Origin of the sequence: Kluyvera intermedia, from assembly GCF_021440345.1 — a bacterium.
In the GTDB taxonomy this organism is placed as follows: domain Bacteria; phylum Pseudomonadota; class Gammaproteobacteria; order Enterobacterales; family Enterobacteriaceae; genus Kluyvera; species Kluyvera intermedia_A.
Genome location: NZ_JAKCNS010000057.1, coordinates 14013 through 36252 on the forward strand (window position 1 = coordinate 14013; position 22240 = coordinate 36252).

21 protein-coding genes are annotated in these 22240 nt (G+C 53.6%); 9 read left to right on the top strand and 12 right to left on the bottom strand.

The genetic code is table 11. The annotated features are described in order from the left end of the window. Window positions 1-42: 42 nt before the first annotated feature. On the bottom strand, window positions 43-1452 hold the full coding sequence (gene glnA / locus LZ634_RS16205; RefSeq protein ID WP_052284167.1) for a glutamate--ammonia ligase: 1410 nt from the start codon (window positions 1450-1452) through the stop codon (window positions 43-45). Window positions 1453-1831: 379 nt separating this feature from the next. Here glnA and typA point away from each other — a divergent pair, with 379 nt between their 5' ends. From typA to fabY, 5 genes are all read left to right on the top strand, one after another. Next, a complete protein-coding gene (typA, locus tag LZ634_RS16210) occupies window positions 1832-3655 on the top strand; it encodes a ribosome-dependent GTPase TypA (RefSeq protein ID WP_061284807.1) in 1824 nt (607 codons plus the stop codon). A 258-nt stretch (window positions 3656-3913) separates the two neighbouring features. After that, entirely contained in the window at window positions 3914-4513 is a 600-nt protein-coding gene (gene yihX / locus LZ634_RS16215; protein ID WP_061284808.1) for a glucose-1-phosphatase, read from the top strand. After that, window positions 4507-5367, top strand: a complete 861-nt coding sequence (locus LZ634_RS16220) for a virulence factor BrkB family protein (protein WP_061284809.1) — start codon at window positions 4507-4509, stop codon at window positions 5365-5367. The genes yihX and LZ634_RS16220 overlap by 7 nt, the downstream gene beginning before the upstream one ends. Before the next feature lie 2 nt (window positions 5368-5369). After that, window positions 5370-5807 carry a D-aminoacyl-tRNA deacylase gene (gene dtd, locus LZ634_RS16225; RefSeq protein ID WP_061284810.1) on the top strand — a complete coding sequence of 146 codons (438 nt, stop codon included), beginning with the start codon at window positions 5370-5372 and terminating at the stop codon, window positions 5805-5807. A gap of 44 nt (window positions 5808-5851) precedes the next feature. Further along, the gene (gene fabY / locus LZ634_RS16230; RefSeq protein ID WP_061284811.1) at window positions 5852-6793 is read left to right on the top strand and encodes a fatty acid biosynthesis protein FabY; all 942 of its coding nucleotides are present in this window, start codon (window positions 5852-5854) and stop codon (window positions 6791-6793) included. A 27-nt stretch (window positions 6794-6820) separates the two neighbouring features. On the opposite strand, the gene LZ634_RS16235 is transcribed toward fabY, so the two are convergent. The 5 genes from LZ634_RS16235 to fdnG form a co-directional block, all read right to left on the bottom strand. After that, entirely contained in the window at window positions 6821-7738 is a 918-nt protein-coding gene (locus tag LZ634_RS16235) for an alpha/beta hydrolase (protein ID WP_234507110.1), read from the bottom strand. 194 nt (window positions 7739-7932) lie between these two features. After that, window positions 7933-8862, bottom strand: a complete 930-nt coding sequence (gene fdhE, locus LZ634_RS16240; protein ID WP_234507112.1) for a formate dehydrogenase accessory protein FdhE — start codon at window positions 8860-8862, stop codon at window positions 7933-7935. After that, window positions 8859-9494, bottom strand: a complete 636-nt coding sequence (gene fdoI / locus LZ634_RS16245; protein WP_052284185.1) for a formate dehydrogenase cytochrome b556 subunit — start codon at window positions 9492-9494, stop codon at window positions 8859-8861. The genes fdhE and fdoI overlap by 4 nt, the downstream gene beginning before the upstream one ends. Further along, window positions 9491-10393, bottom strand: coding sequence for a formate dehydrogenase subunit beta (fdxH, locus tag LZ634_RS16250; RefSeq protein ID WP_234507114.1), 903 nt, complete (start codon window positions 10391-10393; stop codon window positions 9491-9493). The genes fdoI and fdxH overlap by 4 nt, the downstream gene beginning before the upstream one ends. Before the next feature lie 12 nt (window positions 10394-10405). Next, window positions 10406-13456 (bottom strand): formate dehydrogenase-N subunit alpha, encoded by a 3051-nt coding sequence (gene fdnG, locus LZ634_RS16255; protein WP_234507115.1) that lies wholly within the window; start codon window positions 13454-13456, stop codon window positions 10406-10408. 509 nt (window positions 13457-13965) lie between these two features. Here fdnG and fdhD point away from each other — a divergent pair. From fdhD to LZ634_RS16270, 3 genes are all read left to right on the top strand, one after another. Then, complete coding sequence (gene fdhD, locus LZ634_RS16260; RefSeq protein WP_234507117.1) at window positions 13966-14715, top strand: formate dehydrogenase accessory sulfurtransferase FdhD; 750 nt, start codon at window positions 13966-13968, stop codon at window positions 14713-14715. A 128-nt stretch (window positions 14716-14843) separates the two neighbouring features. Next, window positions 14844-15056, top strand: coding sequence for a DUF1471 domain-containing protein (locus LZ634_RS16265; protein WP_234507120.1), 213 nt, complete (start codon window positions 14844-14846; stop codon window positions 15054-15056). Window positions 15057-15279: 223 nt separating this feature from the next. Continuing rightward, entirely contained in the window at window positions 15280-15492 is a 213-nt protein-coding gene (locus tag LZ634_RS16270) for a DUF1471 domain-containing protein (RefSeq protein WP_234507120.1), read from the top strand. Window positions 15493-15546: 54 nt separating this feature from the next. On the opposite strand, the gene LZ634_RS16275 is transcribed toward LZ634_RS16270, so the two are convergent. From LZ634_RS16275 to LZ634_RS16300, 6 genes are all read right to left on the bottom strand, one after another. Then, window positions 15547-17292 carry a putative frv operon regulatory protein gene (locus LZ634_RS16275; protein WP_234507122.1) on the bottom strand — a complete coding sequence of 582 codons (1746 nt, stop codon included), beginning with the start codon at window positions 17290-17292 and terminating at the stop codon, window positions 15547-15549. Next, the gene (locus LZ634_RS16280; RefSeq protein ID WP_234507123.1) at window positions 17292-18362 is read right to left on the bottom strand and encodes an aminopeptidase; all 1071 of its coding nucleotides are present in this window, start codon (window positions 18360-18362) and stop codon (window positions 17292-17294) included. The genes LZ634_RS16275 and LZ634_RS16280 overlap by 1 nt, the downstream gene beginning before the upstream one ends. Further along, window positions 18352-19797: a PTS fructose-like transporter subunit IIBC gene (locus LZ634_RS16285; protein ID WP_234507125.1), complete on the bottom strand. Its 1446-nt coding sequence runs from the start codon at window positions 19795-19797 to the stop codon at window positions 18352-18354. The genes LZ634_RS16280 and LZ634_RS16285 overlap by 11 nt, the downstream gene beginning before the upstream one ends. A gap of 10 nt (window positions 19798-19807) precedes the next feature. After that, a complete protein-coding gene (locus LZ634_RS16290) occupies window positions 19808-20254 on the bottom strand; it encodes a PTS fructose transporter subunit IIA (protein ID WP_234507127.1) in 447 nt (148 codons plus the stop codon). 190 nt (window positions 20255-20444) lie between these two features. Continuing rightward, window positions 20445-20768, bottom strand: a complete 324-nt coding sequence (locus tag LZ634_RS16295; protein WP_234507129.1) for an AzlD domain-containing protein — start codon at window positions 20766-20768, stop codon at window positions 20445-20447. Then, a complete protein-coding gene (locus LZ634_RS16300; RefSeq protein ID WP_234507135.1) occupies window positions 20768-21418 on the bottom strand; it encodes an AzlC family ABC transporter permease in 651 nt (216 codons plus the stop codon). The genes LZ634_RS16295 and LZ634_RS16300 overlap by 1 nt, the downstream gene beginning before the upstream one ends. Window positions 21419-21532: 114 nt before the next feature. Between LZ634_RS16300 and LZ634_RS16305 the strand changes: the two genes are divergently transcribed. Continuing rightward, on the top strand, window positions 21533-22081 hold the full coding sequence (locus LZ634_RS16305) for a helix-turn-helix domain-containing protein (RefSeq protein WP_234507131.1): 549 nt from the start codon (window positions 21533-21535) through the stop codon (window positions 22079-22081). Window positions 22082-22240 lie beyond the last annotated feature (159 nt).

A 22240-nucleotide genomic window follows, 5' to 3' on the forward strand; every position in this document is an offset into this window, starting at 1 on the left:
CCATGGCGCGACGTCAACTGGACAGTACAACTCAAATTTCGATTAAACGCTGTAGTACAGTTCGAATTCAACCGGGTGCGGCGTCATGCGAACGCGGTCGTTTTCTTCAGTGCGCAGCGTGATGTAAGCGTCGATAGCTTCATCGGTGAATACGCCACCAGCCGTCAGGAACTCACGGTCTGCGTCCAGCGCATTCAGTGCTTCTTCCAGAGAGCCTGCAACCTGTGGGATCTCTTTCGCTTCTTCTGGCGGCAGGTCGTACAGGTTTTTGTCCATCGCTTCGCCTGGATGGATTTTGTTCTTGATACCGTCAAGACCAGCCATCAGCAGTGCTGCGAAGCACAGGTATGGGTTAGCCGCTGGATCCGGGAAGCGCACTTCAATACGGCGTGCTTTCGGAGAAGCAACCACTGGGATACGGATAGAAGCAGAACGGTTACGGGCAGAGTAAGCCAGCATAACAGGTGCTTCGTAGCCTGGGACCAGACGCTTGTAGGAGTTGGTGGTTGGGTTCGCCAGGGCGTTGATCGCTTTAGCGTGTTTGATAACACCACCGATGTAGAACAGCGCTTGCTCAGACAGGCCTGCGTATTTGTCGCCGGAGAACAGGTTTACGCCGTTCTTGGACAGAGACATGTGGCAGTGCATACCGGAACCGTTATCGCCAAACATTGGTTTTGGCATGAAGGTCGCGGTTTTACCGAAGCGGTGAGCCACGTTGTGCACAACGTATTTGTAGATCTGAATTTCGTCCGCTTTTTTGGTCATGGTGTTAAAGCGGGTTGCGATTTCGTTCTGGCCAGCCGTTGCCACTTCGTGGTGGTGTGCTTCAACAACCAGACCCATCTCTTCCATGATCAGACACATGGTAGAACGGATGTCCTGGGAAGAATCGACCGGAGGAACCGGGAAGTAGCCGCCTTTCACGCCAGGACGGTGACCTTTGTTACCACCTTCGTATTTGGTGGAGGAGTTCCATGCGCCTTCGATATCATCGATAGCCACGTGGGAACCGGAGATGGATGCGCCGAAACGAATGTCATCAAACAGGAAGAATTCTGGCTCTGGCCCGAACAGAACGGTGTCCGCGATGCCGGTAGCGCGCAGGTATTCTTCAGCACGTTTTGCGATGGAGCGCGGGTCGCGGTCGTAGCCCTGCAGCGTACCTGGTTCCAGGATGTCGCAACGAATGATCAGGGTAGACTCTTCAAAGAACGGGTCAATAAGCGCAGTAGAAGCATCTGGCATCAGAACCATGTCTGATTCGTTAATGCCTTTCCAGCCGCCGATTGAGGAGCCGTCAAACATTTTGCCTTCTTCAAAGAATTCGGCATTCACCTGATGAGCAGGAATAGTGACGTGCTGTTCTTTACCTTTGGTATCGGTGAAGCGCAAATCGACAAACTTCACTTCGTGCTCGTTCAGCATCGTCAAAACGTGTTCAGCGGACATACTTAACATCTCCCGGATTTATCATTGTCGTCGTGGTAACGAGGTCTTCAATCACTGCTTAAAGTGGCGTTGTTGCCCTAAAAAATATAAAGCGAAATCTGTGCCAACTTTTAAATTACCCCCAAAAGGCGTTATCATGCGCACCATAGTGCAAAAGGGCTGCACCACGATAGCTTGTTTGCACCATTATAGTGCTTATCTGTGATTGTTGAGCACCATATTGGTGCAAATTGCGATTAGGTGCCCTTTTTATGCTCCGTGAAAGCGATCACAAAGAAACTCTGCAATACTTGTTTGCGGAGGATCTCTGTGATCCTGTTTTGTAGTGCGATTAATCCGTGTACAATAACGCGCTATTTCTAATGCCCGAGGCAAAGTTGTGATCGAAAATTTGCGTAACATCGCCATCATCGCGCACGTTGACCATGGTAAGACTACCCTGGTTGATAAGCTGCTCCAGCAATCCGGTACGTTTGATGCGCGTGCTGAAACACAAGAGCGTGTGATGGACTCCAACGATTTGGAGAAAGAGCGTGGGATTACCATCCTCGCGAAAAACACCGCAATCAAATGGAATGATTACCGTATCAACATCGTTGATACCCCAGGGCACGCCGACTTCGGTGGTGAAGTTGAGCGCGTCATGTCCATGGTTGACTCCGTACTGCTGGTTGTTGATGCAATGGATGGCCCGATGCCGCAGACGCGCTTCGTGACCAAAAAAGCATTTGCCCACGGTCTGAAGCCTATTGTTGTTATCAACAAAGTTGACCGTCCAGGCGCACGTCCTGATTGGGTTGTTGACCAGGTATTCGACCTGTTCGTTAACCTCGACGCGACCGACGAACAGCTGGACTTCCCTATCATTTATGCTTCCGCGCTGAATGGTATTGCGGGTGTCGATCACGAAGATATGGCGGAAGACATGACCCCGCTGTATCAGGCGATCGTTGACCACGTACCGGCTCCAGACGTAGACCTGGATGGCCCGCTGCAGATGCAAATCTCCCAGCTGGACTACAACAACTACGTTGGTGTTATCGGTATCGGCCGTATCAAACGCGGTAAAGTGAAGCCAAACCAGCAGATCACTATCATTGATAGCGAAGGCAAAACCCGTAACGGTAAAGTCGGGAAAGTTCTGACCCACCTGGGTCTGGAACGTATCGATAGCGACCTGGCGGAAGCTGGCGATATCATCGCGATCACCGGTCTGGGCGAACTGAACATCTCCGACACCATCTGCGACCCGCAGAATGTTGAAGCGCTGCCAGCGCTGTCCGTAGATGAGCCAACCGTAACCATGTTCTTCAACGTAAACACCTCTCCATTCTGTGGTAAAGAAGGTAAATACGTTACTTCTCGTCAGATTCTTGACCGTCTGAAGAAAGAACTGGTACACAACGTGGCACTGCGCGTTGAAGAAACCGAAGACGCCGATGCGTTCCGCGTTTCTGGCCGTGGTGAACTGCACCTGTCCGTTCTGATTGAAAACATGCGTCGTGAAGGTTTCGAAATGGCGGTTTCCCGTCCGAAAGTAATCTTCCGCGAAATCGATGGCCGTAAACAAGAGCCATTCGAAAACGTAACGCTGGACGTCGAAGAGCAGCACCAGGGTTCTGTGATGCAGGCACTGGGTGAGCGTAAAGGCGACCTGAAAAACATGAATCCAGACGGAAAAGGCCGCGTACGTCTCGACTACGTGATTCCTAGCCGTGGTCTGATCGGCTTCCGTTCAGAATTCATGACCATGACCTCCGGTACCGGTCTGCTGTACTCCACCTTCAGCCACTACGACGACGTTCGTCCGGGTGAAGTGGGCCAGCGCCAGAACGGCGTTCTGATCTCCAATGGCCAGGGTAAAGCAGTTGCGTTCGCACTGTTCAGCCTGCAGGACCGCGGTAAGCTGTTCCTGGGTCACGGTGCAGAAGTTTATGAAGGCCAGATCATCGGTATTCACAGCCGTTCTAACGACCTGACGGTAAACTGCCTGACCGGTAAGAAACTGACCAACATGCGTGCTTCCGGTACTGACGAAGCAACCACGCTGGTCCCAGCTCAGAAAATGACTCTGGAGCAAGCTCTGGAATTCATCGATGACGACGAACTGGTAGAAGTTACACCAACTTCTATCCGTATCCGTAAACGTCACCTGACTGAAAACGATCGCAAACGTGCGAACCGTGGTCCTAAAGAAGATTAATTTCTCTCTTTAGCGGATACAAAAACCTGCCAGCGATGGCAGGTTTTTTTTTGCCAGTGGTAGCTGTTTGTGAATTCAGATGGTGGGCCTGATACTGACAAAAAGAGCGGGTTGTGGCTAATATCGGATTGTCGCTAACCAGCCCGGCACAAAATGTGCGACCCTCATACGCCCCCAGAAACTTATCCCTGCTGCCCCATAGTCAAACTCCACCTTTCCCGCTACAGTGAAATTTCCACGGCGTGAACGGAGGCAAAAATGCTCTATATCTTTGATTTAGGTAATGTGATTGTCGACATTGATTTCAACCGTGTTCTGGGAACGTGGAGCGATCTTGCTCGCGTACCGCTGGCCCGGTTAAAGCAGAGTTTTACCATGGGCGACGTGTTTCATCAGCATGAGCGTGGTGAGATATCTGACGAAGAATTTGCAAAAGCCATGTGCCATGACATGGACCTCCCGCTCAGCTACGAACAGTTTGCCCACGGCTGGCAGGCGATATTTGTCGCCCTGCGTCCCGAAGTTATCGACATCATGAACAATCTGCGCGAGCAGGGGCATCGTGTTGTTGTTCTCTCCAATACTAACGCGCTGCACACCACCTTCTGGCCGGGTGAATATCCGCAAATCTACGCTGCCGCCGATCGCGTTTACCTCTCTCAGGAGATGGGAATGCGTAAACCGGAAGCCAGGATTTACCAGCGTGTGCTTGAGTCTGAAGGTTTTTCTGCCGCCGATGCGGTCTTTTTTGACGATAACGCCGATAATATAGAAGGGGCTAACCAGTTGGGGATCACCAGTGTCCTGGTGACCGGGAGAGAAACCCTACCCGACTATTTTATGAAGTCGTTATGTTAAAAACCGTTCATCAAAAATGTATTCATCATACCCGGCCGCTGGTGGCGTGGAGTAAATTCCTCTGGCGGCGCATTGAAGAAGATAATATGACGACACTTGCCGGAAATCTGGCCTATGTGTCGTTGCTGTCCCTTGTGCCGCTGGTGGCGGTGATTTTCGCGTTATTTGCGGCATTCCCGATGTTTTCGGAAGTCAGCCTGCAAATCCGTCACTTCGTTTTTGCTAATTTTCTCCCGGCGACCGGGGATGTTATTCAGCGCTATATCGAGCAGTTTGTTGCCAACTCCAACAGAATGACCGCGTTTGGTGCCTGCGGTTTGATTATTACCGCACTGCTGCTGATGTACTCCATCGACAGTGCGTTAAACACCATCTGGCGGAGTAAACGTGCGCGGCCGAAGATTTACTCGTTCGCGGTTTATTGGATGATCCTGACCCTCGGACCACTGTTGGCCGGGGTTAGCCTGGCCATCAGTTCCTATTTGCTTTCATTACGCTGGGCCAGTGAGTTGCATGGCGTTATCGATAATGTATTGCGCGTCTTTCCGCTCCTGCTGTCGTGGCTGTCGTTCTGGCTGCTGTACAGCATTGTGCCGACCACGCAGGTGCCAAATCGCGATGCGGTGATTGGCGCATTGGTTGCCGCACTGCTGCACGAATTAGGCAAAAAGGTGTTCTCCCTCTATATCACCGCTTTTCCTTCCTACCAGCTGATTTATGGTGTGCTGGCAGTGATCCCCATTTTGTTTGTCTGGGTCTACTGGACGTGGTGTATCGTCTTGCTTGGCGCAGAAATAACTGTCACTCTCGGTGAATACCGAAAATTGAAAACAGAACAACAAGAAGCAGAGTAACCATGATTGCATTAATTCAGCGCGTAACCCGTGCCAGCGTCAGCGTGGCGGATGAGGTTACAGGGGAAATCGGCCTTGGGCTGCTGGTGCTGCTGGGCGTAGAGAGAGACGACGACGAACAAAAGGCCAACCGCCTCTGCGAGCGCGTGTTGGGATACCGAATCTTCAGCGATGCTGACGGCAAAATGAACCTCAACGTGAAGCAGGCGGGAGGCAGCGTGCTGGTGGTGTCGCAGTTTACGCTGGCAGCCGATACCGAACGCGGTATGCGCCCGGGTTTCTCGAAGGGTGCCGCGCCCGACCGCGCTGAAGCGCTATATGAATATTTTGTTGAGCGTTGCCGCCAACAGGAAATGAACACCCAAACAGGACGATTTGCTGCGGATATGCAGGTGTCGCTGGTCAACGATGGCCCGGTCACGTTCTGGTTGCAGGTATGAGCCCACTTCCCGGTAGAACGCGGGGGACAAAAGAGAGTGCCATTATGTACCATCTCCGAGTACCGCAAACGGCAGAAGAGTTAGATCAGTATTACCAGTTCCGCTGGGAAATGCTGCGTAAACCCTTACATCAACCCAAAGGTTCCGAGCGTGATGCCTGGGACGCGATGGCGCATCACCAGATGGTGGTGGACGAAGAAGGAAGGCTGGTGGCCGTCGGGCGGCTATACATTAACGCCGACAGCGAAGCCTCTATCCGCTTTATGGCGGTGCACCCTGATGTACAGGATAAAGGCCTGGGGACGCTGATTGCGATGACCCTGGAGTCTGTTGCCCGTCAGGAAGGGGTTAAGCGTGTGACCTGTAGCGCCCGTGAAGACGCGGTACCGTTTTTTGCCAAGCTCGGCTTTGTGAATCAGGGTGAAATTACCACCCCGCAAACAACACCGGTCCGCCACTTTCTGATGATTAAACCGGTCGCCTCGTTGGATGATATCCTGCATCGCGGGGACTGGTGCGCACAGCTACAGCAGGCCTGGTACGATCATATTCCGCTGAGCGAAAAGATGGGCGTGCGTATCCAGCAGTATACCGGGCAAAAATTTATTACCACCATGCCGGAAACCGGCAACCAGAATCCGCACCATACGCTGTTCGCCGGCAGCCTGTTTTCCCTGGCCACGCTGACCGGCTGGGGGCTGATTTGGCTAATGCTACGCGAGCGCCATCTTGGCGGTACCATTATTCTTGCCGATGCACATATTCGCTATAGCCGGCCAATCACCGGCAGGCCCACGGCCATTGCCGATCTGGGGTCGTTAAGCGGCGATCTGGATCGTCTGGCAAGAGGCCGTAAAGCGCGCGTCCAGATGCAGGTTGAGCTGTTTGGCGACGATTCACCGGGCGTGATATTCGAAGGCACTTATATTGTATTGCCCGCTAAACCCTTTGGCGCCTACGAAGAGGGCGGTAACGAGGAAGAGTAAAGCAAGACTCTACTCTTCCTGACGTTATCAGACACCGAGCCTGGCGCTTCGCCAGGCTGCGTCCCGCATCGCATCCCGAGCCGCCTGGCTTATACCCCCGAGCTGGAAAAATCCGTGGATCACCCCGAGGTATCGCTGGCTGGTGCAGGATACGCCTTGCTCCGTCAGCCGTTGATACAGCGCTTCACCTTCGTCACGCAGCGGGTCATATTCCGCGGTGATGATATGCACCGGCGGTAAACTGCTGAAATCATCCCGCCAGAGCGGGCTGGCTTCAGGATGCTGCGTGTCGGTGCCGGAAAGATACAGTTCATAACCAGAAAGCAGCGTATCTCGCGTAATGATGTAGTCTTCGCCGTTACTGACGTAGCTCGCGCAACGCGCAGTGGCATCGAGCATAGGGTAAATCAGCAGCAATTGTGCCGGAGACCATTGCCCTGCGGCTTTCAGTCGTAAAGCAGTAATGAGCGCCAGATGCCCGCCCGCGCTATCCCCAGCAAGGGTGATTTTGTCAGCCATAACGCCAAGCCGTTGGGCATATTGATGGATGAGATTGGCTCCTCGCTCCGCATCGTCATGAGCAGCAGGGAAAATATGTTCGGGGGCGAGACGATACTGTACGGCGATAACCCGACAGCCGCTGTAAAAGGCCAGCTGCCGCAGCTGATTATCGTGGGTGGCAAAGCCGCCGCTAATAAAGCAGCCGCCATGATAGTAAATCACGCAGGGGAGTGAGTGCGTCGAATTGAGCGGCGATATTACGCGAAACGTCATCCCTTCCAGTACGATATCCTCTGAACTCACCCGTATCTCTTTCTCACCGGCCAGCGAAGTACTGGCGATGTAGCCAGCTCGCCGGTCATCAATATTCTGCTGTCGAGAAGAGGGGCGGCCTGCCGCAATAAACTCAGCAACCAGCCCCGCAATGCCATTTTCCAGTGCCACCACCATCTCCTTTTGACTGTGTATTTATACAGTTTATATCCTGGATTTTCGGCGATGGAAATGAGGAGTTTGGGTTAATTGCAGATTTCGGAAAGCGGATCGCAAAAGGAAGCGAGAGTGGCTGAAAGGAGGGGCGGGCTTGTTTTATGGCGTGGTGATTAGCCGGGCGAGGTTCGCCCGGCTAATTATGCGATTTACTCGCCTTCACCCGGGAACAGGAACGGGTTGATAGAGCTGCGGGCGAACCCTTCCTGCTCCATTCGCGCGTCCAGTACCAGCGAGGCGAGATCGTCAGCCACCGCTTCGACTTTCGGGTCTTTTTCCTGATACAGAATCTTCAGGTAAGTCCCGCAGTCGCCGCAGCTTTCGGCTTTGACGGAGGCCTGCTCGTTGTCCAGCGACCAGTAGTGTAAATCACGACTCTGCTCGCAGTTGCTGCACTTCACGCGCACCACGTGCCATTCGGTTTCACACAGGTTGCAGTGCAGGTAGCGAAGCCCCTGTGTGGTGCCAATCTGCACCATGCTGGATACCGGCATAGAGCCGCAAACCGGGCAGAACTGACGCTGTTCGCCGTATTCCGCGCGGGCTTTGCCTGGAATGAGGCTCGCCATCTGCGCCCAGTAGAGCGACAGCGCAGCCCAGATAAACGGCGCTTTGTCACTGCTCACTGAGGCGAAGTCGGACTCAAACAGCGCGCTGGCCATATTCTCCAGCTCCTGTTCGGAGGCCTTTTCCAGGTTCTCAATGACTGCCAGCGCCGGGCCACTCATTTCGGGCTTCAGCTCGGCAATCATGGATTGCAGCAGTGTGTGCCAGTGCTTGTCGCGCGGCAGAACGTGAATATCCAACGGCGGTTTGCCCTGGTCATTCGCTTCTTTTAGACGCGCAGTCAGATCCATCCGCAGCGGATGGTCATACAGCACCACTTCCTGGGCATGGGCGATAAGCGCGGCAAAGCGCAGGTAATCGCCTAGCGGATTGTTCTCTGCCAGCTCGCGCAGACGTTCAGCGCGGCGGTTGTAGAGGTTCTTGAGTCTGGGGAATAGTAACGGCGGAATTACTTCCGCCGTGCGTTTCTCGCTCGAACCCAGCTCATCTTGCGGGATTATGCGGATACTCATTCAGATGACTTTTCCTGTTTCTGGCGGACTTCACGGTACCAGCGCGGGTGATGTTTCTTCGCCCATGAACTGGTTACCCATCCTTCCACCATCGCGGTAATGGTGCCTTTCACCCAAAGGGCGGCGTAAATATGCACCATGATAACCACAATTAACGCCACTGCGGCAAATGAATGCAGCATTAACGCAAATCGGATCACCGGGATTGAGAAAGCAGGCGCAAAGTACGGACGCCAGATAATCACACCGCTCACCAGCAGCAGCACCAGGAAGATAATCGCCGCCCAGAATACGCATTTCTGGCCGAAGTTATAACGCCCGGTATCACCTACTTCCTCGTTGACGACGATCTTACGAATATTCTTCGCCCAAAAGATATCATCCCGATTGATTAGATTGTGGTGCCAGTAACGGAAAAACATGATGATAAACGAAGCAAACATGATAACACCGACAAACGGGTGCAGAATTCGCGCCAGCTGTGGAGTGCCCATGATTTGCATTAACCAGTTGAAGGAAGGGAAGAAAAATCCCAACCCGCTCACCGCCGCCAGAATGAAGCAGAAGGCGGTGACCCAGTGGTTGATGCGTTCCGGCGCCGTGTAGCGCACGATGGTGTCACGTTTTTTCATTTGCGCACCTCATCGTTGTCTTCATGCAGATTGTCTTCTTCCTCTTCAGCACGGTTAGGACCGACACCGACGTAGTGGAAGATACTTGCTGCAAACGTTGCGGCAAAGCCGATAGCCGCCAGCGGTTTCCAGACGCCCTTCCAGAATTTCACGGTGGCGCTGATTTCCGGGTTCTCCGGCAGCCCGTGATACAGATTTGGCTTGTCGGCATGATGGAGCACGTACATGACGTGCGTACCGCCCACGCCAGCCGGGTCGTACAGACCGGCATTGTCATAGCCACGGGTTTTCAGTTCAGCGACGCGTTCGCCCGCCAACACCTTCATATCCTCTTTGGAACCAAAGTGGATAGCGCCGGTTGGGCAGGTTTTCACGCAGGCCGGTTCCTGGCCAACCGTTACGCGGTCGACGCACAGCGTACATTTGTAGACGCGGTTGTCTTCCGGGTTGAGGCGCGGCACGTTGAACGGGCAGCCGGCAATGCAATAGCCGCAGCCAATGCACTGCTCTGACTGGAAGTCGACGATGCCGTTGGCATACTGAATGATAGCGCCTTCCGACGGACACGCCTTCAGGCAGCCCGGGTCGGCACAGTGCATGCAGCCATCCTTACGGATAAGCCACTCCAGTTTGTCGTTCTGCTCCACTTCCGAGAACCGCATCACCGTCCAGGATTTGGCGGTTAAATCGGCGGGGTTATCGTACACCCCGACGTTGCTACCGATTTCATCACGGATGTCGTTCCACTCAGAACAGGCCACCTGACAGGCTTTACAGCCGATACAGGTGGTGACGTCGATGAGCTTCGCCACCTCTTCCTGGTGATCCCGCGCCTGAGGCGCGGGGGTGAAACCGTTAGTGGCGGAACGACGGATAATGTCTTGCGATTGATAAGCCATAGGTCGTCTCCGTTACACCTTTTCCACGTTCACGAGGAAGGACTTAAACTCCGGCGTTTGCGTGTTCGCATCGCCGACGAATGGCGTCAATGTGTTGGCAATAAAGCCTTTTTTCGCCACACCTTCATAGCCCCAGTGGATTGGAATACCGATGGTATCGATATCCTTACCGTCTACTTTCAGCGTGCGAATACGCTTGGTCACCACCGCCTTGGCCTTAATGTAGCCACGGTTGGAGGAGACTCTGACGGTATCGCCATGAGCGATGCCGAGCTTGTTCGCCAGCTTCTCACCGATCTCGACAAACTGTTCCGGCTGAGCGATAGCGTTCAGCAGCGCATGCTTGGTCCAGTAGTGGAAGTGCTCGGTTAAACGATAGGTGGTACCGACGTACGGGAACTTGTCCGCTGTACCCAACGCTTCCTTATCGCCTTTAAAGATACGGGCGGCAGGGTTAGAGATAACGTTCGGGTGCAGTGGGTTGGTGCCCAGCGGCGTTTCAAACGGCTCGTAGTGTTCCGGGAACGGACCTTCAGCCATCTTATCGAGGGCAAACAGGCGTCCCATACCTTCCGGCTGCATGATAAACGGCCCAACGTTGCTGCCTGGTGCGGCGGCACTGTAGTCCGGAATATCCACACCGCCCCACTTCGCGCCGTCCCATTTCAGGAGCTGACGCTTCGGATCCCACGGTTTACCCTGCGGGTCTGCGGAGGCACGGTTATACAGAATGCGGCGGTTCAGCGGCCATGCCCAGGCCCAGCCCAGCGTATTGCCAAGGCCGGATGGATCGGCGTTGTCGCGACGCGCCATCTGGTTGCCATCAGGCGTCCAGCTACCGGCGAAAATCCAGCAGCCGCTGGCGGTACTACCGTCATCGCGCAGTTGGGCAAACGAACTCAGTAGCTGACCTTTCTTCACGATAACCGCACCGGTGGCCGGGTCGATTACATCGGCCAGCGCCTTGCCGTTGCTTTCCATCGCCACTTCCTCGGACGCAGGTTCTTCCGGCGTCGAGTAGTTCCAGCTCATGTTCAGCACCTGCTCCGGAACCGGACCGCCCTCTTCGGCGTACATCTTACGCAGACGCAAGAAGATACCGGCCAGGATCTCGCCGTCGGTTCTGGCAATCCCCGGGGCATCCGCGCCTTTCCAGTGCCACTGCAACCAGCGGCCGGAGTTGACGATAGAACCGTTCTCTTCGGCGAAGCAGGTCGATGGCAGACGGAACACTTCGGTCTGAATTTTCGATGGGTCGACATCGTTCGACTCACCGTGGTTCTGCCAGAAGGTCGACGTCTCGGTGTTGAGCGGATCGATGGTCACCAGGAACTTCAGTTTTGACAGTGACGCGACAATCTTGTTCTTGTTCGGGAACGATGCGACCGGGTTAAAGCCCTGGCAGATATAGCCGTTGACCTTGCCCTGGTTCATCATTTCGAAGTACTGCAGGACGTCATACCCTTTATCCCACTTCGGCAGCCAGTCAAAGCCCCAGCTGTTTTCCGCCGTTGCCTTATCGCCGTAGAAGGTTTTCATCATTGAGACGAAGAATTTCGGGTAGTTGCCCCAGTAGTTAACCTGGCCATCCAGCAGCGGTTTCGGCGTGTTGGCGGCGAGATAGGTTTGCAGATCAGCCTGTTTCTCGCTTGGCAGCGTCATATAGCCCGGCAGGCTCTGTGACAGCAGACCAAGGTCAGTCAGACCCTGGATGTTGGAGTGACCGCGCAGGGCGTTCACACCGCCGCCTGCCATCCCCATGTTGCCAAGCAGCAGCTGGATCATCGCCATGGTGCGGATGTTCTGTGCGCCGATGGAGTGCTGAGTCCAGCCCAGTGCGTACAGGAACGACGCGGTTTTATCGTGGGCGCTGGTTTCTGCGATGTACTCACAGACCTTCAGGAAGTCCGCTTTTGGTGTACCGCAAATCTGCTCAACCACTTCCGGCGTATAGCGGGAAATGTGCTGCTTCAGCAGATTCCAGACGCAGCGTGGATGGCTGAGGGTGGTATCGCGTTTGGCGTGACCGTTCTCATCCAGCTCGTAGTTCCAGGAAGTCTTATCGTATTTACGGGCTTGTGGGTCATAACCGCTGAACAGACCGTCGTCGAAGCTAAAGTCTTCGCGCACGATAAGGCTGGCGTTGGTGTAGGCCTCGGTGTACTCGCGGTTGAATTTTTCGTTATTCAACAGGTACAGCATGACGCCTGACAGGAAGGTAATGTCAGTACCGGAGCGAATAGGGGCGTAGAAATCCGCCACCGACGCGGTACGCGTAAAGCGGGGATCGATAACAATCAGCTTCGCGCCATTATGGATCTTGGCTTCCATCGCCCAGCGGAATCCCACCGGATGCGCTTCTGCCGCGTTCCCACCCATCACGACGATGAGGTTGGCGTTCTTCATGTCGACCCAGTGGTTGGTCATCGCACCGCGACCAAATGTTGGAGCAAGACTTGCTACCGTTGGTCCGTGTCAGACACGCGCTTGGTTGTCGACCGCGAGCATACCCAGAGCGCGAGTGAATTTCTGTGTTAAAAAGCCGGTTTCGTTACTGGATGCAGACGCGCACAGCATACCGGTGGAGAGCCAGCGGTTGACGGTGGTACCGGCATCATTTTTTTCAATAAAGTTGGCGTCGCGGTCGGCTTTCATCAGTTTAGAGATGCGGTCAAAAGCCTCATCCCAACTGATTTGCTGCCATTTATCGGATCCTGGCGCGCGATATTCTGGATACTTCAGACGGCTTTCTGAGTGGATAAAGTCCACCAGACCTGCACCTTTCGGGCACAGTGCGCCACGGTTTACCGGGTGATCCGGGTCCCCTTCGATATGGAAAATCGAGGCTTTCGCGTTTTTTGCGCCGTCGCCGAGGCCATACATTAAAAGCCCACAACCGACAGAGCAGTAAGTGCAGGTGTTACGGGTTTCGCGGGTGCGCAGCAATTTGTACTGCCTTGTTTCCGCGAGTGCGATGCCTGGGGCAAAGCCCAGCGCCGCTGCCGTGGTTCCTGCCATACCGCCAGCGCAGATCTTAAAGAACTGCCTTCTGCTGACCTGCATGGTTAGCTCCTTGTTTCGACATTGTCATTGCTTGTAGTTTTTCTTCGCCGGGGTGTGGCAAAGGCACTGAATCCTGCTATGCCCTCAATTCCAGGAGGGCTTTGATTCAGAATACCACATTATCGGTAGGCTTGTTCCAATGGGGTTAATAGCAGGTGAACAGATTTTGCTCGTATTAACATTGAATTGCGATGTTGATCGCAATTTAGTCTGATTTTCAGCGCTTTTTGATACACCAGTAATGGCTTTAACCATAAAGAGTTACTTATGATTCGTCGGGTATTCATCACCGCACAGCATCAAAAAATCGCAATTGAGCGTTATTGCACCACAAACTTGATCCATAATAAGCCTCAATTCCCTCATGTTGTGATGGAATAGATGCCCCGTATTTCCCGACGTTGTTCAGAGTGTTTGCCGTGTTTAATGTTAAAGATGAAGTCGAACCCAAATCCACGTTCCAGCTGGTTGGAGCGGTCGAGCGTTCTGTCTTCAGAAGGCCACAAATTATGCAACCCACCCAGGATATTCTTGCCGAAGAAGTTCCCGTTGCGTTGGTCTACAACGGCATTTCCCACGTCGTGATGATGGCGACGCCGAAAGATCTGCAAGCTTTTGCCATCGGTTTCTCGTTGTCGGAAGGGATTATTGAACATCCGCGAGAAATTTTCGGCATGGAAGTGGTTCCGGCCTGTAATGGCATGGAAGTGCGTATTGAGCTGTCCAGCCGCCGCTTTATGGGGCTTAAAGAGCGCCGCCGCGCGCTAGCCGGACGGACGGGCTGTGGCGTATGCGGCGTTGAACAGCTCAACGATATTGGTAAACCTATCAAGCCGCTGCCGTTTAGCCAGACGTTTGACTTAGCCTACCTCGACCATGCGCTCCGCCATTTAAACGACGTTCAGCCGGTCGGCCGTGAAACCGGCTGTACCCACGCTGCGGCCTGGATCATGCCATCGGGCGAGCTGGTGGGCGGGCACGAAGACGTTGGCCGCCACGTAGCGCTTGATAAACTGCTGGGGCACCGGGTAAAAGAAGGTGATCTGTGGCAGGCGGGCGCGGCGCTGGTCTCCAGTCGCGCCAGCTACGAAATGGTGCAAAAATCGGCGATGTGCGGCGTGGAAATTCTGTTCGCCGTCTCTGCGGCGACCACGCTGGCGGTGGAAGTTGCCGAACGCTGTAACCTGACGCTGGTCGGGTTCTGTAAGCCAGGAAGAGCGACAATTTACACGCATCCACAGCGATTGATGGGCGCTTAATTATTGTTCAGTAATTTTGAAAGATAACAGCAAATCCTTCCGCTTTTAGTTGATGAAGATGTGGCCTAATATTTATCACATCAAGGCGAGACGCCTTATCCAAACAACTAAGTTAAAGGGTTTATATCATGAAAAGCATCAAAACTTTCGTTGCAGTTATCGCTCTGGCTACTTCTTTCGGTTCTTTCGCAGCACAAACCGTGACCGCAACCGCCTCTACCATCGATGGCGCAGAAGCGAAAATTGCCGCTCAGGCTGAACAGGCAGGTGCAAGCTCTTACAAAATTACTCAGGCCTATGCCGGTAACCGCGTGCACATGACCGCTGAACTGAACAAATAAGCCAAAAGCTACTGTCGAAAGAGCGCCTACGGGCGCTTTTTTTGTTTTTGTCCTTATCTGCTAAAAGTCAGCGTAAAGGACAAAACCAGTGATTATTATTAATCAAATTAATTGACTGATAAAGACAAATAACTCCGCTTTTAGTTGATGAAGATGTGGCCTAATATTTATCACATCAAGGCGAGACGCCTTATCCAAACAACTAAGTTAAAGGGTTTATATCATGAAAAGCATCAAAACTTTTGTCGCAGTTATCGCTCTGGCTACTTCTTTCGGTTCTTTCGCCGCACAAACCGTGACCGCAACCGCCTCGACCATTGATGGCGCAGAAGCGAAAATTGCCGCTCAGGCTGAACAGGCAGGCGCAAGCTCTTATAAAATTACCCAGGCCTATGCCGGTAATCGCGTGCACATGACCGCTGAACTGAACAAATAAGCTAAAAGCTACTGTCGAAAGAGCGCCTACGGGCGCTTTTTTCGTTTCCTGCACTTACTGCTTTAGCAGTGCAATAAATTCGTCATAGCTGGCCAGGGCTGAAATGGTTTCGCTGGGGTGGCGGCACAGAATGCTCGCTAAGTAGCTAAAGATTTTTAATTCATGGCGCGCATCAGCGGCGGTGCAGGCGATCAGCAGGTGGCTGACCGGCTCGTTATTGACCTGTATGGGACGCGCGAGGGTGATAAAAAAACCGCGAAAGCGGCGTTCCTGCTCGCTCCAGCAATGGGGGATCGCCAGACGATTCACAATCAGGTTTTCACCTTCATGCTCCCGGGCGCAAATACGCAGCGCTTCGTCTTCCGTGATATGGCCCTGTATCACCAGTTGCCCGCAGGTTTTCCCGATAATACTCTGCCAGGTTTCGCCCACCGTATTGGCGTAATGAAAGCTGCCCTGTTGTGAAAAGAAACGCTCTGGCTGTTGGCGGATAAACGCCGTAGCGAGAAAGTTTTTAATCTGTTCGGTTCCTGCTGCAGTGATAATGTTTTTGATGGTAATGACATTTTTCACCACATTATCAATCAGGTAGTGGCTATTGTTGATGATCAACAGTGGGGCGATTTCCTCACAGATAGCGGTCACTTCATTCAGGTTCCGCGCGATGATGACCCGGCAATTCAGCACGTCTCGCTCAATCGCCTGCTGGTTAATGGTGGCGATAGCGTTTTGGTCGGAGAGTAAAATAATCGGCTGGCGTTCATTTTGATGTCGCTCGAGCGCACAGGCAAAGTACAGCCCGATCAGGTCGCTGTCGAACAGCGGAATATCTAATTGCTCACGTAGCCTGGCGATAAAGCGCAGGCTCATGTCAAATGCGGCGGGCCACGTGGCCTTCAGGTTGTTCATGCTGCCTTGACGGTGTTCTGGGATCCACACCGGTGCGGCGATGCAGCGCATGAGATGACCAGTAATATTATCAACCAGCTGCGCGTCGATAATATTCAGTTGGGCGATTCCGGGCAGCGATTTTAGCAGCGACACGATGCCCTCCCTGGATACTCCGGCGGTATGTCGTTGCTGAATTTCCAGGAGACCCATTAGCGTCCAGAACGCCCGGTCCCCCAAATAAATCCCCGCCTGATCCACCGCATTTTTTAGCGCAACATGCTGGTACTCAGGCCAGGTGACGGTGAGTTGATTGCGCAGGGCGTAAATGGCAAGTACTACGCTGACGAGATACTCCCCGGCGACCAGCGCAAAAGCGTGCATATTTTCACAGGCCCGCTGAAGCTGCTCGATGTTCTCACGCGTAATGCCCGGCAGGGGAATCAGCAACGGGTCTCTTCTGAGCAGATTTGCCAGCAGGATAATGCGCTTTTCTTCAGGTACATCAACAAAATGCCCGACGCCTGGACGGCTGGTCACGCAGAATGCGCGCTCGTAGCGCTGCTTTAACCGCGACAATCTTTCAGCGACCCAGGTTTCAGGTAAATTCAGCGTTGAAGCGAGCTGCACGCGGGTCGTAAACGGGTTGAGCAACAATACTGCCAGCAGCCGGTCATCATTATCATGACGTTGTAAAAGCTGGAAGTAGCCACGCCTGTCAACAATCTCCAGTTGATAACCCATATTTATCGAAGGGGTAATGCGAGCCTTACCGCTGAAGGTAAAGTTGAGGTAATCAATATCGCGTAAAACGGTACGACTCGAAACGTCAGTTTGTCGCGCCAGCTCCCCCAGCATGCGGGGTTGCTGTTCGAGAATTTCCGCGATTGTTAACTGGCGTTCGTTCAACATTATCTCACCTGGCGAAAGTCGGTGAAGGTTTTGACTTTATCCGCTGTTAGTGAGGCCAGCAGCTCGCGGACCAGGGTGAACAGGGCGTTATAGTCCGTTGTCGAAATCATGCCGCTATTGGCATGCAGATAGCGAGTCGGCAGGCACAGTGCCACTACGGGACGACCGCCGCCCATCACATTGTAGCGTCCGCCGTCCGTTGCACCGGTTTTCATGGTGCAAAACTGTAGGGGTGCGTGGCTGCTTTTGGCGCTCTCTTTTAGCGCGGCGACCAGCTGCTGATTGGGAAAGTAGCGTTTATCAAACAGCATCAGTCCTGGCCCATTGCCCAGCTTCAGCGGGTATTTGATGTTGTCGATTCCGGGCACATCACCAGCGACGGCGGTATCCAGGACGATAACCACATCGGGTTTTATGTGCTCCGCCGAGGTTTGCGCGCCACGCAGCCCGACCTCTTCTTCCACGCTGCCGACACCGTACAGGGTGATTTCTGGGTTATCCACCGTCTGTAAAAGTTCTGCCATCAGGGCGCAGCCGACGCGGTTATCCAGCGCTTTGCCGACGATTTTATCTTCGCCCCAGCGGGCAAAGTTTGCTTCCGGACTAATAAAATCGCCTACCGCAATACCGCGTTTTTCTACTTCTTCGCGGCTATTCGCCCCAATATCAATGAACATCTCATCAAATGACAGCGGCTGTTGTTTCTGCTTTTCCGTCAGGGCATGCGGTGCAACAGACCCGATCACGCCGGGGATTTTTGCTCCTGCGCGGCTACGAATGGTCACTCGATGGTTGAGCATCGACTGGTTCCACCAACCGCCAATCGTGGTGAAGCGGATGAAACCGCAGTCGTCGATATGCGTCACCATAAAGCCCACTTCATCCATATGGCCGACGATGGCGACTTTCGGCCCGCGAGTGCCTTTGCGGGCAACGAAACTGCCGAGGCCATCGAAGGTGATTTCGTCCACGCACGGTTCCAGTGCGCCGATCAAAATTGAGCGAACTTCCTGTTCATCACCGCTGACGGCGCTGGCTTCGCATAACTGCTGTAGTAACTCAATGTTCATGGACAAGCTCCTTTTGCGCGGCTTTACGTCTGAGCCACAATCCTTTCAGGATGATGATGAGTGAAATGTTCAGCGCCAGGCCAATCGCCAGCACCAGATAGAATGGCCCTACTGGAGACATCAGGCCGATTAGCGGGTCAAAGATACCTAAACCCGGTGCCAGTCGTTTGATTCCGAAAGCGATAACCAGCATGCCGGTAATGCCGCCGGAGAGGGTATTGGCGGTTATCATCGGCAGCGGGGCGGCCAGCGCGTAGGGAATGGCTGGCTCGGTCGCTACGGTTGCGCCAACCACAATCGCGCTACTGGCGGCGGCTTTCTCTTGCTGAGTAAACAGTTTTGGCGCGATATAGGTGGCGATACCCGCGGCGACGGGCGGCATCAGCGCCACGACGCCGACGATGGCGTACCAGTCATAGATGTGTTTTTCCAGCAGTGAGAAGCAGAAGAACCACGCGGTTTTGTTGATTGGCCCGCCCATGTCGAACGCCAGCATCGCGCCGACGAGGAACGCCGCGCCCAATTTCATGGATGGCGGAATGGTGTTCAGGAAGTGCAGTAGGCCACCCATGATGTCTGACATTACCGGGCCGACGACGTAATAGGTCAGCACGCCAAAGACCAGTAAGGTGACGAATGGGATTAGCATTGAGCCAAGCAGCGGCTGAAGCGCTTTGCCGAGGCGTACTTTACGAAACCACAGCACGAAATAGCCGATCGCCAGTCCGAGAACGACTGCGCCGAGAAAACCGGCTCCGGACTGCGTCCCGAGCAGACCTTTATCGTTCGCCAGGTAGCAGACCAGAAACGCCGGAGCGAAGGCCGGTTTATCGGCAATCGACCATGCGATGTACGCCCCCATAATCGGGATCATAAAGGTGAAGCCAAGATAGCCGATGGACTCGACAATCCAGCTGAACGACGGCGCGCCTTTCGACATATCGGTATACGGTAGCCCGAACTGCACCAGCATATTGGCGATAGCCACCAGAATACCGCCACCGATAACAAACGGCAGTGCGGCGGAGACGCCTGCCATCAGATGGCTCATCACGCTGCCCTGCGGCACATCCTGCTTACCCAGCTTCACGCTACTATCCACGGCAAACAGCTGTGAATGTGAAGGTAGCTGCGTGAATATCTGGTCGATATTTTTTAGCGCCTGGGAAATCGCAATTTCATAGACTTTCTTCCCGGCAAAGCGTGCGCGGTCATCAGCGCTTAACCCTCGCCCGGTCGCCAGAATAACGTAATCAGCGGCGGCAATTTCTTCATGAGTCAGACGGTTTTCGACGCCGCTGGAACCTTGTGTTTCGACTTTAATCGTATGGCCGAGGGCGCGCGCTTTTTGTTCCAGCGCTTCTGCGACCATGTAGGTGTGAGCAATTCCCGCAGGACAATTGGTGATTGCCACTAAACGTAAGGATGACTCCATAGCCGTTTCCCTATGAGGTTAAGGTCTGATTTAACAGCGCAAGTACCTGGTCGGCATCGCCCTGTTTCAGCTGGTTGATAAAATCCTGATGGATAATTTTGCGGCACAGGGTGCCAATAATTTGGACCTGGGCGTCCTCGCCGGTTTGCGGTACACCGAGACAGATCCAGCAGTTGACGTCTTCGCCATCGCTGGCTTTCCAGTCCACGTATGTGGATTTACGTGCGAACAGAACGAAGGGCTGCTTTACGCAGGCGCTCTTGCCATGAGGAACGGAGATACCCGAACCAAAGCCGGTGGAGTGCAGTTTTTCCCGCTGGAGCAGGGTTTGCAAAAACTGATTACGATCGCTGACATAGCCGTTTTGAAAGGCCATATCTGCCAGTTGTTTGAGGATGGAGTAAACGCTATTACCCTGAATATTCAGGTCAATACAGTTTGCTGTAAGGGTTGCCATGGTGAGACTCCGTTAAAGCCGAATTGCTCTGATTTTAACGGGGTGGTGATGAAGAGATGAGCGGCAATATGTCAGTGGGCTGCGACATATCGCGTGGTAAGCGTGAGTAAGCTTTGTGCACAAGCACACACTTTAGGCTAGGTTTGCCGATAGAAAAATGAATACGGTATGAGCGCCCAAAGGCGCTCATTTAGTGTATACCCGCCAGACGCAGCAGTGCTGTAACGATAGCTGCGGCAAAAATCACCACGATTAACGGTGCTTTGCGCCAGGCCAGGAACACCGCAAAGCTTACTCCTAGCACGCGTGCCATTCCGGAAAAGTGCTCACCTTCATAAAAGGTGGTGGCCAGTGCGACGGAAAAAAGCAGTACCGTTGCGGCATCGGAGAGCAGCGCCTGCGAGCGTTCCGAAAAGGCTAAGCGATTCCCCAGCTTCGCGCCGCCAAGACGCATTAAATAGGTGCCAACCGACAAAATGGCGATACCGGCGATAAACAGCGTCATGTTTTCCATTATTTTTTCCTCGCCAGCAGACCAAACAGTGAAAGCAGCACCGGTAGTCCAACGGGTGCAAAAGGCACGCTAACCAGTGATAACGCGGCACCGCTACAGGCTCGAATCAGCGTCGTACGATTCTTAAATGCGGGAACCACGAGGGCGAGTAAAATCGCGGGGAAAACCGCATCCAGGCCGATGGTTTCCGGTGCGGGTAAGAGTTTGCCCACCGCGGCGCCAAAAAGTGTACCCAGCGGCCAGAAAAGCGCCACGCCAATCCCGCAGAGCCAGAATGCTGCTTTGCGTTGCTCAGGAGTCGGTTGCGACAGCCCAAAAACCACGCTCTCATCATTCATGATATGGCAGCCAATAAAGCTGGCGGCGCGGCGGCCAACGAGATCCCTTACCGTGACGCCAAACGGGATGTGTCGGGCATTGACCAACAGCCCTGCGGCGGCGGCGGCTAGCGGATTACCGCCGCTGGCGACGATACCGATAAACATAAATTCCGACGCGCCCGCGAGCACAGAGATTGAAAGCAGCAGCGGCACCCAAAGTGGAAATCCATATGCCATCGCCAGCGAACCGTAGGAGACGCCTACGACGCCTACCGCCAGACAGACGAGGAAAATGGCTTTAATCGTGCCGCCTTTCAGGCAGGAGAACATTTTCAGAGACATCTAACTTTACCATATCGAACGAAATCTCCATTATAATGAACGAATCAGTGTGGTAGTTCAAGGCGAACGAATTGTTCGATATATAAAACGATGGAGTTGCGTATGACACAGCCAATCAGCGTGATTGCAAAAAGTCTGGTTCGTGAACGCGCGAGGACGGGGTTGTCTCTGGCCGAAATTGCCCGCCGTGCCGGGATTGCGAAATCGACGCTTTCTCAACTTGAGGCCGGGAACGGCAACCCTAGCCTGGAAACCCTATGGGCGCTTTGTGTGGCATTGGATATTCCGTTCGCTCGCCTGCTTGAACCGCAGCCGAATAAAACACAGGTGATTCGCCGGGGTGAAGGTACGAAAGTGGTAGCTGAGCAAGCCAACTATCAGGCCACGCTGCTCGCCGCCTGTCCGCCAGGCGCGCGTCGTGATATCTATTTGCTGACCACGCAGCCGGGCGCCGACAGGATTTCTCATCCGCATCCCCCGGGGTCAGTTGAACATATCATTGTTACGCAGGGGCGAGCGCTGGTTGGCTTAACCAGCGGGCCGGAGGAGCTGAGCGCGGGAGATTACATTTGCTATCCTGCCGATGAAGAACATCTGTTTAAAGCGCTAGAGCCGGATACGATGGCGCTGCTGGTCGCGGAACAAAATTGAACATTAGCGGATACGGTAATATATATAATATCGTATCTGTTTATAATAAATATGTCGTTAAGATAATATTATAAATCTATTGGTTTGTTTCTGAAATATTCTTTATTAATATTTAACGTCGACATTCTTCTTTTCTTCACTTTCAATGTTATCTCGCTC

Coding starts and splice junctions, on each gene's coding strand:
- fdhD (WP_234507117.1), top strand. CDS start 13,966: ATGCAACCCACCCAGGATATTCTTGCCGAAGAAGTTCCCGTTGCGTTG.
- LZ634_RS16265 (WP_234507120.1), top strand. CDS start 14,844: ATGAAAAGCATCAAAACTTTCGTTGCAGTTATCGCTCTGGCTACTTCT.
- LZ634_RS16275 (WP_234507122.1), bottom strand. CDS start 17,292: ATGTTGAACGAACGCCAGTTAACAATCGCGGAAATTCTCGAACAGCAA.
- LZ634_RS16300 (WP_234507135.1), bottom strand. CDS start 21,418: ATGTTCTCCTGCCTGAAAGGCGGCACGATTAAAGCCATTTTCCTCGTC.
- glnA (WP_052284167.1), bottom strand. CDS start 1,452: ATGTCCGCTGAACACGTTTTGACGATGCTGAACGAGCACGAAGTGAAG.
- fdoI (WP_052284185.1), bottom strand. CDS start 9,494: ATGAAAAAACGTGACACCATCGTGCGCTACACGGCGCCGGAACGCATC.
- LZ634_RS16280 (WP_234507123.1), bottom strand. CDS start 18,362: ATGAACATTGAGTTACTACAGCAGTTATGCGAAGCCAGCGCCGTCAGC.
- LZ634_RS16270 (WP_234507120.1), top strand. CDS start 15,280: ATGAAAAGCATCAAAACTTTTGTCGCAGTTATCGCTCTGGCTACTTCT.
- LZ634_RS16220 (WP_061284809.1), top strand. CDS start 4,507: ATGTTAAAAACCGTTCATCAAAAATGTATTCATCATACCCGGCCGCTG.
- yihX (WP_061284808.1), top strand. CDS start 3,914: ATGCTCTATATCTTTGATTTAGGTAATGTGATTGTCGACATTGATTTC.
- dtd (WP_061284810.1), top strand. CDS start 5,370: ATGATTGCATTAATTCAGCGCGTAACCCGTGCCAGCGTCAGCGTGGCG.
- LZ634_RS16295 (WP_234507129.1), bottom strand. CDS start 20,768: ATGGAAAACATGACGCTGTTTATCGCCGGTATCGCCATTTTGTCGGTT.
- fabY (WP_061284811.1), top strand. CDS start 5,852: ATGTACCATCTCCGAGTACCGCAAACGGCAGAAGAGTTAGATCAGTAT.
- LZ634_RS16285 (WP_234507125.1), bottom strand. CDS start 19,797: ATGGAGTCATCCTTACGTTTAGTGGCAATCACCAATTGTCCTGCGGGA.
- fdhE (WP_234507112.1), bottom strand. CDS start 8,862: ATGAGTATCCGCATAATCCCGCAAGATGAGCTGGGTTCGAGCGAGAAA.
- LZ634_RS16305 (WP_234507131.1), top strand. CDS start 21,533: ATGACACAGCCAATCAGCGTGATTGCAAAAAGTCTGGTTCGTGAACGC.
- LZ634_RS16290 (WP_234507127.1), bottom strand. CDS start 20,254: ATGGCAACCCTTACAGCAAACTGTATTGACCTGAATATTCAGGGTAAT.
- fdxH (WP_234507114.1), bottom strand. CDS start 10,393: ATGGCTTATCAATCGCAAGACATTATCCGTCGTTCCGCCACTAACGGT.